Raw genomic sequence first — 15,103 nt, 5'->3', positions numbered from 1 at the left:
GTTGCGCAGCTATTGCGCCATAACGGGGAAAATGCAATATTTGCGTCCTTTCTCCGTTTTAACAGATTGTAACCATTAGCGCCTTAACCACTTGAAGATTCGTCGTTTTTTTCATTTCCTGTTCCTGTTACTACTTGCTGTATCCTTTGGTCCTGCTGTTTATGCACAACAGCCGGTGAAAGACAGTCTGCAAATGGCAAGGCAACGCAGTTCCGACAGTCTCAAGCAGGCTTTGAAACAGCGGGCGGACAGTATGGCGGCGATCCGTAAATACCGCGAAAGCAAACATTATCTCGATAGCGTTCAACGGGTTAAGCAGGCGCACCTGGATTCTGTCCGCGACGCGAGGAAAGAAGTGACCGATGCGCTGAATGCCCGCCGTAAGGAAAGTCTGGACAGTGCCATTGCGGCCCGAAAGCTGATCAGCGATGCCAATAAATCGCGTATGCAGCGCCGTACGGACAGCCTCTCTTCCATCCGCAAATACCGGGAAAGCAAACATTATAAGGACAGCGTCACCCGGCAGCGCAATGTGAAGCTGGACAGCATCCGCAGCTTCCGGCAACATATTATAGACTCGGCGAAGGATTCCAGGAAAAAGATCCTCGACAGCTCCGTTGCCGCCAGGAAAAAGATAACGGATTCTGCCAGGGCGATCATCAAACACAAAAGCGACAGCCTCGCCGTGATCCGTAAATACCGGGAAAGCAAACGCTACCGGGACAGTGTGCAGGTAACCCGCCAGTCGAGGCTGGACAGCATCAAAGCGGTACGTAAGATCTATTCGGACAATATCCTGTCGCAGCGCAAGAAAATGCTGGACAGCATGACGAAGGCCCGTAAGGAACGGCTCGACAGTGTGGCAAAGGTGCGTAAGTTCAAGGCCGACAGTCTGAAGGTGATAAGGGATGCAAGGGCGGATAGCCTCGCGAAGAAAAAAGAAGCGCGGGAAAAGCAGCTGAAAGCCGACCAGAAGAAGAAGGAAGATAAAATGAAGCTCGCGTTTGAGCTGAAGATCAAGAAGAAGCATGAAGCATGGAGCAATGAAAAAATGCTCAAAAAGAAATGGTCGCTGCTCCGGCGCACATTCCAGAACATGTTCACGCGGTACAATTATTACTATAATGCGCACCGCAAAATGGAGGAAGCGCGGCAGAATATGCTGCGGCGAAAGAAAGACGATTTCGAAAAGACCATCCCGCTGTTCCCGTTCGATCCGAACAAAGACTCCACGGTGTTTGCCTCCGATATGGATACCATTATCCGCAAAGCGTCGATCGGCATCCAGATACATGACCCGCGTACCAAATGGGCCGACGATCTGTACCTGCTGATGGGACAGGCCTATTATTATAAAGGCAATTACGATATGGCCGAAAAAGTGTTCAAGTATGTGATCGGTATGAAGAATACCAATATCTACAAGAACATGAAGAAAAAGCCGAAGACGGTGAAAAGCGACGGCTCCCCGCTCGAAAAAGAGAGGAAAGGCATTTTGAAATTCCTGAAGCATAAGCCGGTACATAACGACGCGGTGCTCTGGCTCACGCGTACCTATACCGACAGTAAACGCATATCGGAAGCGGAAGCCATCCTGGATCTGCTGGATGCGTCGACCACGCTCAGTGAGAAGATGAAAGGCAAGATTGCGCTGGAGCGCGCCAACCTGTTTATCCAGCAGGGTGCGACCCGTGCGGCCAGCGAGCAACTGAGCAAAGTGGCGAAGTCGAAAGCCATCGACAACATCACCCGCCAGCGTGCCAGCTTCCTGAACGGACAACTGCAGATGGATATGGGTATATATGACAGCGCAGCCAACAGTTTCAAAACCAATATTGCGCTGCACCCGGCCATCGATATGGACTTCTATGCCCGGAAATACATGGCCGCTTCGGTGGCCTCCGGCGGCGGAGATCAGACAAAAAGCATGATCGCGCTGAAGCGCCTGTTGAAAGATGGCAAATACGCTCCTTATTATGAGCAGGTGTACTTTATCCTCGGAAGGCTCGCGGCCAATTCCGGCAATGATGCGGAGGCGATCAGCAGTTTCACCAAAAGCCTGCAGCAGCCTAAAACCACCAAAAAGCAGAAAGCGATTACGTTTGCAGCCATTGGCAACATACAATACCGCAACGGGCAATATGCGCAGGCACAGCGCTCGTACGACAGTGCTTCTTATTTTTCCAAAGGCGCGGAAAACGATCCGGATGTCGTGTTGGCAATCCGTCGTGCAAAATCGCTCGATAAGATCAAAGATCCGAGCATTCAGCTGCATGCACAGGACAGTCTGCTGAAACTGTCCGCAATGAGCGAAAAAGAACAGAAAGCGGCGATCCGCAGGTACCTGAAATACCTGGAGAAACAAAAAGCAGACAGCGCAAATATGGCGGCAAACGCCGGCGCGGAATCTTCGCTCGCGGCCTCGGGCGCTGCTGGCAGCGGCAGCTCGGGCTGGTACTTTGCAAGCCCTGTGGCGGTGCAACAAGGCTACAACGACTTTAAACGGAAATGGGGTAGCCGCCCGCTGGCAGATAACTGGCGCCGCGGCTCGGCTCTTACGGGAATATCTTCGGGTTCCGGCAGCAGCGATACGACTGATGTTGAGGAGGAAACTTCGCCTGAACTCACTGAAGCTGCTTTATTTGCCGCGATACCCCGTAAAGAATCGGAGCTGGCAAATGTGCGTAAGAAGATCATCCTCTCCTACCTCACGCTTGCCGATGCCTACGTAAACGATGTGGAGGAATACAAAGAAGCATTGAATACGCTGGATACACTGGATGCACGCTATCCGAACCACGAATACCCCGACCAGGTGCTGAGCCTGCGCTACAAAGCGCAGCTGAGGCTGAACAACCTCGAGCAGGCAGAAAAGTACCGTTCCGAACTGATGGAGAAATACGCTGCATCTGAGTATGCTAAAGCGCTGGGCAACTCTGTAAACGACACTACCGATACCAAAGCCGTACAATCGGATGTGGCGACTTTCTATGAAGAAACTTACGACGCGGTAATGAACCGCGACTATACTTCCGTGATCACGCGCAGTGCCAAGGCGCAGCGCAATTTCGGCGATCCGGTATATACACGCAAATTCCGAATACTGGAAGCGCTGGCTTATGCCGGAGCGCAGCAATACACGGTGGCCGACAGCCTCATCACGAAATACATCAAAGAATACCCCGCCGACTCGCTACGGCCCTGGGCGGATGCGATCGTGAAAAACATCAAGGAGCAACGTGCAGCCGACACCACCGGAGATTCTGCCAAAGTGGTGATTCCGAAAGCGCTTGCCGATTCTGCGCTGGCCGCCGCAGCCAAACCTGTTGTGCCAGTGATACCGGATACGTACACGTATAAACCTAAAATGAAGCATTACTGCATCTTCCTGTTTGGCAAGCCGGACGCGAAGACTGCCGGTTTCCGCTCTGGCATTTCGGATTACAGCCGCATGAAAGAAGGCAAAGTGCTGGATGCCACGCAGCAGATGCTGAACGCAGACGAATGTATGGTGGTCTGTAAGGAATTCGACAATGCAAAAAGTGCACTCGCGTTCATGAATATGGCGAAGAAGGAACCGCTGCTGTTCCGGGAAATACCGGCAGGAAGCTACAAATCGTTCGTGATATCACAGGAAAATTTCCTGAAGCTGGTTGCGGACAAGTCAGCAGCGGCCTATCTGAAGTTTTACGGAAGCAAATATTAACAGAAAGGAGCCGGATGGCTCCTTTTTCATTTTTCCCCTGATCCTGAAGTTTGGGTAGGATCATAAGTCCTTCAATTCCGGAAACCAAAGTTCAGGCGTCACTTGCGCTCGGCTCATTTTTGGCAAGCTATTGACAGACAGGCTTCCAAAGTTCTTTTATATTAGCATAAAAAAAGGAAATGTCCGTCTCCCTTCGTCCCATGCAAGCCGCCGATGCCGAACGCATCGTTGCTATTTACAACCAATCCATTCGTACCAAGGGCCATACAGCCGATCTTGATGAACTCACGGTGGAGGACCGCAAAGAATGGTTTACCGAGCATGAAGATCCGCGGTATCCCGTATTTGTTGCGTGTGAAGGCAACGACATTATGGGATGGATCAGTGTGAGTCCGTACCGAAAAGGTCGTCGCGCCTTGGCGGAAGTAGCCGAAATAAGCCTGTATATTGATGCGGCTTACCGCGGGCGCGGAGTAGGTTCCGATATGATGCAGCACACTATCGCATTCTGTCGCAATGCGGGCTTTGAACACCTTATCGGCATTATCATCGCTTCGAACGACCGCAGTCAGGCGCTGTTTAAGAAATCCGGATTTGTACTCTGGGGCCGTATGCCCGGTATCGTCGCGATCGATGGAGAGCACTTCGACCATGTATATTACGGCAGGCATCTCTGAGCCCCGTTACTCCATAAATAAGGTCCCGGATTGCAGCATCCGGGATTTTTTTTGCGCGCACATTAAACCCGTTACACGTTACCGGGTCTATGAAGTAATACCGGCAGAAACAAACATTTTAAAAACCACAAAAATTTATTTGATATGAAAACGCGCATCTTATTTGCTTTTACAGCACTGTTTATGGGAATCGCCGGTATGGCCAACGCACAGGGTTATGGCCGCCACGGAAATGACGGTAACTACAACAACGGAGGTAATTACAACAACGGGAATTACAATGGAGGCCCCAACTGCAACAATGGGTACAACAACGGCGCCTATTACAACAATGGCAATTGTAACAACAATGGGTATTATAACAACGGAGGTTATTACGGCGGAGGCAACTATGGACGCCGCTATCGCCGCCACATGCCGCCACCTCCCCCACCCGTAAGCTATTGCGCTCCTCCGCCTGTAGTGGTGTACAACCGTCCGCGTCCTTACCGGGTAATGCCACCACGCGTTTACGTGCCACGCCCGAGAGTGAACATCAACATCGGCTTTTAGAATAGAACGGGTTAATTACAGACTCTATGCCCTGGCGGATACAGCCGGGGCATAGCTTTATACAGCTCTTTCGGCAAACTTTAGGAACAGAGATGCAAAGGAGCGCTTATATTTGTGGCTGACAGTGAAAAAGGTACTAAAAATACTCAGGAATATGGTGCTGACCTTGGTCGGCCTGGTGATCCTGCTATTGGCAGCGCTTAACTTTTCGTCTGTACAGACCTATCTGGCCCGGCGTGCGGCAAAAACACTTTCCGAAAAACTGCATACACGCGTCTCTGTAGATCATTTACGGATCGACCTCCTGAACCATGTGGTGCTGGAAGGCGTCTATATCGAAGACCAGCAAAAGGATACGCTTGCGCACATCGGCAAAGCGGAACTGCGTATCACCGACTGGTTTTTCCTCAAACGAAGTGTTCCCGTACTGCATTTCATTGGTCTGAGCAATACCTATGTGCACCTGTACCGCAGCGACAAATCCGATATCTGGAACTATGCTTTTATAGCGGATGCATTTTCCTCCAAAACACCGGAAAAGAAAAAAACAAACACACAGCAGGAGTTTCAGCTGGACCTGCAGAAGATACAGCTGGACAATGTGCGCTTCCATATGGATGATGCCTGGGGCGGCTACGATTACGACATAGACCTGATGGATTTTGCGGCCGGTGTGGAGGAGCTTGATTTCAACAAACGGAAAATCGATATCGGGTTTATCCGCCTGGGCAATTCCTCCGTACGTATCCGCGATTTTATCGGAGGAAAGCCACCGTCCAAAGTGAAGAAAGTTCCGGTGATCGATACTACTCCGTTCAACCCGGACAACTGGTCGGTAGCGGTGCACACGATTGATTTCGATAATGTTCATTTCCGTTTTGTCTCCAAAACGGGTAAGCCCTACCCGAATGAATTTGACCCGGAATATATTGAAGTAAAGAACATCGATACGAAGATCCGTGAACTGTATGTACGCGGCGACACACTGGTTGCATCCTGGGATCATTTCAGCGCGAGCGAACGCAGCGGGTTACGCATCAAAGAACTGGAGGCGGATGTGATTGTTTCCCCGGTTGCATCGATCTGTAAAAATCTCTACCTCGAAACCAATAACAGCAAGATCGGCAACTATTATGCGATGCTGTATGATCGCTTCCCCGATTTCGAGGACTACATTGCCAGAGTGAAAATGGTGGCGCACCTGAAAGATGCGCATGTGGATGCAAAAGATGTGGCCTACTTTGCACCGCAGCTGCGCGCATTGCCTTTCCTGAATATGGTACAATTGTCCGGCGACGGAAGCGGAACCGTAGATAAACTGACTCTGACCAACCTGAAAGCCAGCGACGGATTCAGCACGATAAAAGGCGACCTGAAGATCACAGGCCTTCCCGACATAGATAAGACGGTATTTGATTATACGGACGGTCAGATTTTTACCACCGGTGCATCCCTGCTGCGCTATGCTCCTGTATTGCGCGACAATCCGAACCTGAACCTGCGGGCACTCGACTATGTCTATTTCAAAGGGGATTTTAAGGGGCTGCTGAATGACTTTTCCACGCGTGCCTCGCTCACCACCAACCTTGGCATTGTGCAGTCGGATATCCGGATGAAAATGCCGGCGGGCGCCCAACCCACCTATTCCGGAAACATCAGCTCCCGTTCTTTTGATGCGGGCCGCCTGCTGAACCAGCCCACACTCGGCACCACCACTTTCAACGCACAACTGCAGGGGGCCAGCTTCGATCCCGACCGCTTCGAGATTAAAGCAACCACAGAATTCAGGGAGTTTACGTTCAACAACTACACCTACCGTAATATTGCCGCCGATGGTGTGTTCGACAAACAGAAATTCAATGGAAAGCTGCTGCTCAACGACTCAAACATTTCCCTCGGTTTCTACGGATCTATCGACCTGAGCCAACAGGTAATACATGTGAATGCGACGGCCAACCTGCTGCACAGCGACCTGAAAGCATTGCACTTCAGCGAGACACCGGCCAGCCTCACCGCCGACTTCGACCTGAACTGCTCCGGTAAAAATATCGATGACTTTATCGGTTCTGCGAAGCTGTATAATATCAACCTGGTACGGAAGAAGAAGCGGCTGGACCTGGACTCGATTAACATCGTTTCGTATTTCCAGGATCAGGAAAAGCATATTGATATTGAGAGTAACCTGCTGAGCGCAAAGGTCAGCGGTAATTTCCTGCTGAGCGAGATCGGCAATTCAACGCAGTATTTCCTGAGCCAGTACCTTCCGAACTATATCAGCAAAACGAAATCGGTAGCCGCTTCGCAGGATATCCATTTCGACATACGCACGCGTGAGATCAGCGACCTGCTGGTGGCCTTCAGCGAAAGCATGAGCGGATTCGACAGTTCGATGCTGCGCGGTAACCTGAACACCAGCAACCAGACACTCACGCTGGAGGCTGCCGTGCCTCAGGGTAAGATAGGCATGATCCAGCTGAACAATGCAACGCTCTCCGGAAAAGGTAATGCGAGCCAGCTGGACCTCAATGCGACGGTCGCTTCCTTTATCGTGGGTAAAAATCTCCTGAACACTTCGGTGAAGCTGGATGCTTCTGTCGGCGACAACAAACTGCGCTATGTGCTCGCGACGAAATCTGACGAGCAGATAGGTACGGCCACGCTCAGCGGTACCGCGCAGGCATCGGGTGATTCTCTGTATTTCTCGTTCCTGCCTTCGGAACTATACCTGAACAATGCGAAATGGGAAATAGCGGCAGGTAACCATATCGTATATGCTCCGCATTTCCTGTCGATCAACGAGTTGAGCCTGTATTCCGGCCTGCAGAAGATTTATATGAACAGCGAAAGTGCAAGCTTCGACCCTTCACTGAATATACATGCAGAGAATATTGACCTGGGCCAGATCGCCGCAATGACCAGCGTGGCTTCCTACCATCCGTACGGCAGGCTTACCGGCGACGTGAAACTGGAGCACCTGTTCGATAAGTCCAATGTAAAGACAGATGTGGTGATCAGCGACGCGAAGATCGGGCAGGATACTTTCGGAACGATCAAGCTCGGCGGTATCTACGAGTCGGACAAAAAGCTTTTTACGCTGAATAATACCACCGGAATATTCCATCCGCTGTTTTCGCTTACGGCAGAAGGTAGTCTTTCATTTGACCCTGACAACCAGGACCAGATCAACGGTAACATAGCGATCAACAATTTCCCGCTGCGCCTGCTGAATCCGTTCCTCACCGGCTATGTGAGTAAGATGGCAGGACTCGCCAACGGTCAGGTAAAAATCAACGGCGTGATGGACCGACCTAAAATGAAAGGTTCGCTCACGCTGAGCAATACACTGGCCCGGATCGATTATATCGGAACTTTATACAGCATCCCGAACGGTGTGATCGAAATCGATGACAAGAGCATCAACCTCGACAATGTGGAATTGCTGGATGTGTACAGTAATAAAGCGTATGCATCAGGCAGTGTGAAATTCAATGAGCTTGCAAACCCGGTTCTGAACCTGCGGCTAAGAACAGACCAGTTTGAGGTGGTGAATCTGAAGGCGTATGAAAACGACCTGTTCTACGGTCATGTAGTGGCAAAAACCACGTTCAGTGTAACAGGTCCGCTCAACGACATCCGTATGAGCATCAGCGCAACACCGACCCAGAAATCGAGTCTGTATATTCCTTACAACGCAGCAGGCGATATCAGCACCAGCTCCTATATCAGCTTTAAGAACTACGGCAACCAGACAGGTACACGCACAACTGCCAGAGCGAAAGACAGGCTCAGTCTGCGGATGTCGGCAGTGATGAACAACCTGATGGATGTAACGCTGGTGCTGGACCCCAAAACAGGTGATCAGATCAACGCAACCGGCAACGGGAACCTCACGCTGGATGTACCGGCGAACGACGACTATTCGATGTTCGGCACCTACAATATCGAATCCGGGAAATATACCTTCACTTTCCGGCAGGTGCTTATCAAAGATTTTATTATCAACTCCGGAAGCTCTATCGTATTTGCCGGAAACATTGCGAATACAAGGCTGAATATCGACGCGATCTACCCTACCCGTACGCGTCTGTACGATCTCCTGGATCAGAACGAAATCAACCAGATCAGCACTAATACCAAGGAACTGGAGGATGCACAGGCCTACCAGGCAGTAAACGTGCAGTTATATATGAAGGGAACTCTGGCTACTCCAGAACTGAATTACGAGATATTGCTGCCGGAAAAACGCTCGCTCGGAACGGTGGCCTATGCAAAACTCACACGTATCAATCAGAGCGATAAGTCCGCACTCACCAACCAGGTAAGTGCGCTGCTGTTCCTGAATTCCTTCATTCCTTCACAGGGTATCACGAGTACCATGGCCGTAAACGGCGCTAAAAACACGCTGGGCGAAACGCTGGCAGGACAAGCTTCGCCGGTGCTGACAGAAGCGCTGAACAAACTGATCGGAGATAAGAATATACAGGTACTGGTGCAGTACCGCAGCTACGGACAGGATCTGAATGCGCCAACCAACAGTACGGCGTCGCCGATATTGGGAAACCGCGATGAGATAAAAGTTGGGCTCGGTAAAAATTACTTCAACGACCGCCTGAAACTGCAGATCGGCAGCGCATACGATTGGGGAAGGCCCAGCTCCACGAACCAGAACGCTACCGCCAGTACTTTTAACCTTGCCGGTGACTTCCGTGCGCAGTATTTGCTTACGCCGGATGGTGGTATCAGTATCGTCGGATTCCGCTCCAGTAACTATGACCTGTACTACGGGAACATCTCCCGCCAGGGTGTGGGTATCTCGTTCAAGAAGAGTTTCAATAACCTGTATGAATTTTTCCATTCGCGCAGGCGCATACAGGCGGAGCGCGAAGCCAAACTCAAGGGCGGCGTGAAAGAATAATCTTACTGTTGTTGCAATTGCTGCTGTGCCTGCCATTCGGCAGCGCCAATGCGCAACCAGTCGCAGGTGATGCCATTCCACATGAACTGTTCCACAAAGCGTAATCCGCATTTTTCGAGTACCCTGCGGGAAGCTGCGTTCAATTCATTCGCCATACCGATGATCTCCTCCAGCTGCAGTTCGCTGAATCCGTATGCCAGTGCCGCAAGTGCAGATTCTGTTGCGTATCCTTTGCCCCAGAAACGCGGCAACAGCCGGTACCCCACATCATGGAAACGGGTACGGTTATTTTCCACGGTGGTAATGAATTTCAATCCGCTCCAGCCCGCAAATGAGCCGCTGCTCTTCTCTATTACGGCCCAGCGTCCGATGCCGTGCTGCGCGTATTGCTCCATGATGAAACTGATAGTCTGCTCTGCCTGCTCTCTGCTGCGGATCGGATTGTTACCCAGGTAGCGATGTACCAGCGGATCGGTATCCAGTTCAAAGATGCCATCGGCATCTTCGGGTCGCAGTTCCCTGAGCACAAGTGAAGGCGTTTCTATATGGAATTTCATATTTCAAAGATAATATTCCTGTTATACTTTATGTGGGTTTACGGTAATTATTGGAAAGAATAAAAGAAACTATTTTTTTACATGAAATAGTTTAGTAGCTTTATTTAAATAATAAACAGTATTTTACAGAATGCAATACAGACAAAATAAAAAAAAACATCTTTGTTAGCCTACAGGTGAGCAAAACATTTATGTTTGACGGTTGTTATGTTTTTTCAAAAGCTTGTAATATCATTGCAATTACCAATAAAACCATAAATAAAAATGAACTGCCCGAAATGCTCGAGCGGCCATAATACCCGTAACGGTATTGTAAATGGCCTGCAGCGTTTTAAGTGCAAATCCTGCGGTTATAATTTTACTGTAGAGAAAAAGTCGTCGCTGATTGACATCAATACGAAACGACTTGCCGTCATTCTGTACCTGGAAGGTTTAAGGGTGACGACTATTGCACAAATGCTACGTGTAAGCCACGTATCCGTGATCAACTGGATCAGGAAATATTGTAATCATGTAGATGAATTACGCGGTAAAGGCACGCCGTCTCTTCACGAGGAGGCCGGTGCCCTGCAGGAGTATACCCTGACTGCCCTGCCGGAAGTACTGCAAAAAGAATAAAAAAGCGGGGCATATACCCCGCTTTCATGTTTTGATATGTTATCCTTTACGAACCATCGTAAGGATGGTTGCAATACCTACCAGCGGTTCCTCCGATTCGTCGAAAATTTCCACCAGCCATTTCACGATGCCTTTAGGAATATCCTGTTCGTCACGCTGTTCCTGTTCGATTTTCTCTTTACAGGTAAAGCGAACATACACATCCGTACCCGGGTAAACGGGCTTAGTGAAGCGCAGTTCATCGATTCCGTAGTTCAGCAATACGGGATTCATTTCGTAGCTGTCCACGAACAGTCCGGCTGCCACACTCATGATAAAGTATCCGTGTGCCACCTGGTGCGTGAACATGGTGCCTGCGAAATCCGTATCCTTCATATGCGCATAGAAATGATCTCCGCTGAGGTCTGCGAAGCGATCGATATCTTCTGAAGTAATCGTTCTTTTTTCCGTGATCAGTTGATCGCCCACCTTCAATACTTCGAAAGTCTTGCGGAACGGGTGAATACCATCGTGGAATCCTTTTGCATTTTGCTGGTATTGCTCTGAGATAGCGGTAATCATGGTAGGAGAACCCTGAACGGCCACGCGCTGCATGTAATGTTTTACACCGCGCATACCACCCATTTCCTCGCCGCCTCCGGCACGACCAGGTCCGCCGTGTACCAGCAACGGCAACGGAGACCCATGCCCGGTGCTTTCTTTGGCGCACTCACTGTTCAGCACCAGCACGCGACCATGATACATACCGGCACCCAGCACGTAATCCTGTGCTACTTTGCCGCTGGCAGTGATAATGGAACTGCAGAGCGATCCCTTACCCATTTTGGACAACGCAATCGCCTCGTCCATATTTTTATACGGCATGATCGTGGATACCGGTCCGAAGGCCTCCACTTCATGCGTGGCCAGAGAGCCGAAAGGGTCTTCGTTACGCAGCAGCAGCGGACTCATAAAAGCTCCTTTCTGTGCATCCGCATCGATCAACTCCACGCTGTCGAGACTGCCATACACGATCTGGGACACGGCCAGCAGTTTCTGCACCTGCTCCATTACTTCCTGTTGCTGGTTTTTACCGGCGAGGGAACCCATGCGCACTTTTTCGTTCAGCGGGTTACCGATGGTTGTTTGCGCGAGCGCTTTCATCAGTGACTCCTGCATTGCGTCGATGCGGTTTTCAGGCACAAAAATGCGACGCACGGCGGTACATTTCTGACCGGCCTTCGTGGTCATTTCCTTACGCACTTCTTTCACGAATATGTCCCACTCCGGCATATCGGGGGTAACATCTTCGCCAAGCACCATACAGTTCAGGGAATCTGCCTCCAGGTTGAACGGCACGTTCTCCTCCAGGATACGCTTACCGGATTTAAGCATCAGGCCTGTGCTGGCAGAACCCGTGAAAGTGATTACGTCCTGTGAGTACACATGCTCCAGCATATCGCCGGCCGATCCGCAAAGCAATTGCAGCGCGCCGGCGGGAAGGATGCCGGAAGCGACAATCTCCCGTACCACGGCTTCTGTCAGGAATGAAGTAACGGTGGCGGGCTTCACCACTGCAGGCATACCCGCGAGCAGGTTCACGGCAATTTTCTCCAGCATGCCCCATACCGGGAAGTTAAATGCATTGATATGTACGGCAACGCCTTCTTTAGGCACCAGCAGGTGATGTCCCATAAAAGTACCGTTGCGACTGAGGTTGTGGCCTTCTCCATCCAGGCAGAATGGTGTATTGGGAAACTTACGGCGCAAAGACGCGTTTGCAAAAAGGTTACCGATACCGCCTTCGATATCCACCCAGCTGTCAGCCTTTGTGGCGCCGGTCTGATAGCTCAGCGCATAAAATTTATCCAGATGATTACGCAGGTGCATCGCCAGTGCTTTCAGCATCAGGCCGCGTTCCTGGAAGGTCATTTTACGCAGGGCAGGATTACCTACTTTGCGCGCATAATCCAGTACAGATGCATAGTCCAGCCCTTTCGTGCTCGCATAGGCCAGGGTATCTCCGTTCACGGCATTATACAATGCCTGTCCTTCACCGTCTCCGCTGATCCATTTACCTAAAACGTAATTCTCAAGTTTTGTTGCCATAATATGTTGTTCGTGATTTTGAATGATTAATGTGGCTGCAACGCCAGTACAGATCCGTTTGCTGCTACCGTGAGTTTGTGTGCTGCACCCAGCATCAGCGTTACATTTTCTTCCTGATGTCCGCAAGGAAAACCGAAAGCAACCGGATAATCATACTCGCGCACTTTATCCAGTATGATCTCTTCGATGCTTTGTCCGAACGGGCGATCGGTGTCCTGCATATCAGTAAAACTGCCCACCAGCAAGGCTTTGAGTCTGCTCAGCTGACCCGAACGTTTGAGGTTCAGCAGCATACGGTCTACCTGGTAATAATGTTCGCCGATATCTTCGATGAATAAAATCTTATCCTTTGCGTCGACCTGGGAAACAGAACCCGTAAGGTGCGCCAGCATAGCGAGGTTTCCACCCACTAAGACGCCTTCCGCTGTACCCGGTTTGTTTTCCGCAAACGCAGAAAAATCATATTGCAGGCTTTTCCCGCTAAGCGCATCCTGCAGACTGAGCAGGTAATCTTTTCGTTCTGTTTCCGGCCGGAAAGCACCGCACATAACACTGTGCAACGTGGGTATGCCAAAGCAGGCCTGGATATGGCTGTGCAATACCGTGATATCGCTGAATCCGCATATCCACTTGGGATGACGACTGAAATGCGTAAAATCAAGCGTGTCGATAATACGGCTTAAGCCATATCCCCCGCGCCCCATCAGTATCGCATCAATTGCCGGGTCATCGAGCATTTGCTGCAGGTCGCGCGCACGTGTGGCATCGTCGCCGGAAAAATAATGATATTCATTCCCTACGGTCTCGCCTGTCACCGTCTTAAATCCCCAGTCCGACAATACCTTCAAGGCATAGGAGACTCTGTCGGCAGACACATAACCGGAAGGACAGGTGATACCTATGGTGCTACCGGGTTTCAGAAAAGGAGGAACGATCATCTGGTGTTTGCTTTGTTTTATACAGCCGCGTAGTGCATTTCAACTTCCTGCAAAATACTGAAAAGTTCGGCCGCATCCATTGTATTGACCAGTCGGTTGCGATATTCTTTCACATGCGACAATCCGCGCAGGTAATTCGCATAGTGACGGCGCATTTCCAGTATACCCAGTTTCTCGCCTTTCCAGCGCATGGATCCCTGCAGGTGTTTGCGGCAGGCGTCCACACGCTCCTGTATGGTAGGTGGATCGAGCAGCTCACCGGTAGCGAGATAGTGTTTGATTTCGCGGAATATCCAGGGATAACCGATGGCGGCGCGGCCGACCATGATCCCGTCGACACCGTAACGTTCTTTGTATTCTTTTGCTTTCTGAGGACTATCGATATCACCGTTGCCGAAGATCGGGATCTTGATCCGGGGGTTATTCTTCACTTTTGCGATGAGGGTCCAGTCGGCTTCCCCTTTATACAATTGTGCACGCGTGCGACCGTGTATGCTGAGTGCTTGGATACCCACATCCTGCAGGCGTTCGGCGACTTCCTCAATATTTTTCGAACGTTCGTCCCAACCCAGGCGCGTCTTTACGGTCACCGGCAACGAAGTATTATCCACACAGGCTTTCGTAAGCCGCACCATCTGGTCCACATCTTTCAGCACCGCAGCTCCGGCTCCTTTACAAACCACTTTCTTTACCGGGCAACCGAAATTGATATCGAGCAGATCAGGTTGTGTGGCATCCACAATTTTTGCAGACAGCGCCATTGCCTCTTCATCTCCGCCGAAAATCTGGATGCCAACCGGGCGCTCATAATCGAAAATATCCAGTTTCTGACGGCTTTTGATCGCATCGCGGATCAATCCTTCCGTGGAAATAAATTCCGTATACATGAGATCAGCCCCGTACTCTTTGCACACCGCACGGAACGGAGGATCGCTCACGTCTTCCATGGGGGCCAGCAGCAAGGGGAAATCAGGCAATTCAATATTTCCGATCTTCACCATAATAAGGCCGCAAAGATACAGATACAGGGCCTGAAAACGAGACCGCAGACA

The 15,103-nt window shown here is 50.5% G+C and carries 9 protein-coding genes; 5 read left to right on the top strand and 4 right to left on the bottom strand.

All coding sequences use genetic code 11. The features are described from left to right. The first annotated feature begins 91 nt into the window (after positions 1 to 91). The 4 genes from porW (at position 92) to ABD846_RS07215 (ending at position 9,850) form a co-directional block, all read left to right on the top strand. Positions 92 to 3,706 carry a type IX secretion system periplasmic lipoprotein PorW/SprE gene (gene porW / locus ABD846_RS07230; RefSeq protein WP_344824537.1) on the top strand — a complete coding sequence of 1,205 codons (3,615 nt, stop codon included), beginning with the start codon at positions 92 to 94 and terminating at the stop codon, positions 3,704 to 3,706. A 179-nt stretch (positions 3,707 to 3,885) separates the two neighbouring features. Further along, entirely contained in the window at positions 3,886 to 4,383 is a 498-nt protein-coding gene (locus tag ABD846_RS07225) for a GNAT family N-acetyltransferase (RefSeq protein ID WP_344824535.1), read from the top strand. Positions 4,384 to 4,527: 144 nt separating this feature from the next. Next, the gene (locus ABD846_RS07220) at positions 4,528 to 4,935 is read left to right on the top strand and encodes a hypothetical protein (protein WP_344824532.1); all 408 of its coding nucleotides are present in this window, start codon (positions 4,528 to 4,530) and stop codon (positions 4,933 to 4,935) included. A 124-nt stretch (positions 4,936 to 5,059) separates the two neighbouring features. After that, positions 5,060 to 9,850: a translocation/assembly module TamB domain-containing protein gene (locus tag ABD846_RS07215; protein ID WP_344824529.1), complete on the top strand. Its 4,791-nt coding sequence runs from the start codon at positions 5,060 to 5,062 to the stop codon at positions 9,848 to 9,850. Positions 9,851 to 9,852: 2 nt separating this feature from the next. Here ABD846_RS07215 and ABD846_RS07210 read toward each other — a convergent pair whose 3' ends face one another. Continuing rightward, positions 9,853 to 10,407: a GNAT family N-acetyltransferase gene (locus ABD846_RS07210; protein WP_344824526.1), complete on the bottom strand. Its 555-nt coding sequence runs from the start codon at positions 10,405 to 10,407 to the stop codon at positions 9,853 to 9,855. A gap of 264 nt (positions 10,408 to 10,671) precedes the next feature. Here ABD846_RS07210 and ABD846_RS07205 point away from each other — a divergent pair, with 264 nt between their 5' ends. Continuing rightward, positions 10,672 to 11,025: an IS1/IS1595 family N-terminal zinc-binding domain-containing protein gene (locus ABD846_RS07205; protein ID WP_344824523.1), complete on the top strand. Its 354-nt coding sequence runs from the start codon at positions 10,672 to 10,674 to the stop codon at positions 11,023 to 11,025. A gap of 39 nt (positions 11,026 to 11,064) precedes the next feature. Here ABD846_RS07205 and paaZ read toward each other — a convergent pair whose 3' ends face one another. Genes paaZ through dusB form a run of 3 tightly spaced genes read right to left on the bottom strand, consistent with a single transcriptional unit; the run spans position 11,065 to position 15,052 of the window. Further along, on the bottom strand, positions 11,065 to 13,113 hold the full coding sequence (gene paaZ, locus ABD846_RS07200; protein WP_344824520.1) for a phenylacetic acid degradation bifunctional protein PaaZ: 2,049 nt from the start codon (positions 13,111 to 13,113) through the stop codon (positions 11,065 to 11,067). A gap of 26 nt (positions 13,114 to 13,139) precedes the next feature. Beyond that, on the bottom strand, positions 13,140 to 14,051 hold the full coding sequence (locus ABD846_RS07195) for a S66 peptidase family protein (protein ID WP_344824517.1): 912 nt from the start codon (positions 14,049 to 14,051) through the stop codon (positions 13,140 to 13,142). Positions 14,052 to 14,068: 17 nt separating this feature from the next. After that, complete coding sequence (gene dusB, locus ABD846_RS07190; protein WP_344824514.1) at positions 14,069 to 15,052, bottom strand: tRNA dihydrouridine synthase DusB; 984 nt, start codon at positions 15,050 to 15,052, stop codon at positions 14,069 to 14,071. Positions 15,053 to 15,103: the final 51 nt, after the last annotated feature.

The sequence above is a fragment of the Rurimicrobium arvi genome, from assembly GCF_039540495.1.
Classification (GTDB): Bacteria; Bacteroidota; Bacteroidia; order Chitinophagales; family Chitinophagaceae; genus Rurimicrobium; species Rurimicrobium arvi.
The sequence above is the reverse complement of the archived record's forward strand: the minus strand, read 5'-3'. Positions and strand labels throughout refer to the sequence as shown.

What these genes read in the sequence shown, in the direction of transcription:
- ABD846_RS07225 (WP_344824535.1), top strand. Translation starts at nt 3,886, where the DNA reads ATGTCCGTCTCCCTTCGTCCCATGCAAGCCGCCGATGCCGAACGCATC.
- ABD846_RS07220 (WP_344824532.1), top strand. Translation starts at nt 4,528, where the DNA reads ATGAAAACGCGCATCTTATTTGCTTTTACAGCACTGTTTATGGGAATC.
- ABD846_RS07210 (WP_344824526.1), bottom strand. Translation starts at nt 10,407, where the DNA reads ATGAAATTCCATATAGAAACGCCTTCACTTGTGCTCAGGGAACTGCGA.
- ABD846_RS07205 (WP_344824523.1), top strand. Translation starts at nt 10,672, where the DNA reads ATGAACTGCCCGAAATGCTCGAGCGGCCATAATACCCGTAACGGTATT.
- paaZ (WP_344824520.1), bottom strand. Translation starts at nt 13,113, where the DNA reads ATGGCAACAAAACTTGAGAATTACGTTTTAGGTAAATGGATCAGCGGA.
- ABD846_RS07195 (WP_344824517.1), bottom strand. Translation starts at nt 14,051, where the DNA reads ATGATCGTTCCTCCTTTTCTGAAACCCGGTAGCACCATAGGTATCACC.
- dusB (WP_344824514.1), bottom strand. Translation starts at nt 15,052, where the DNA reads ATGGTGAAGATCGGAAATATTGAATTGCCTGATTTCCCCTTGCTGCTG.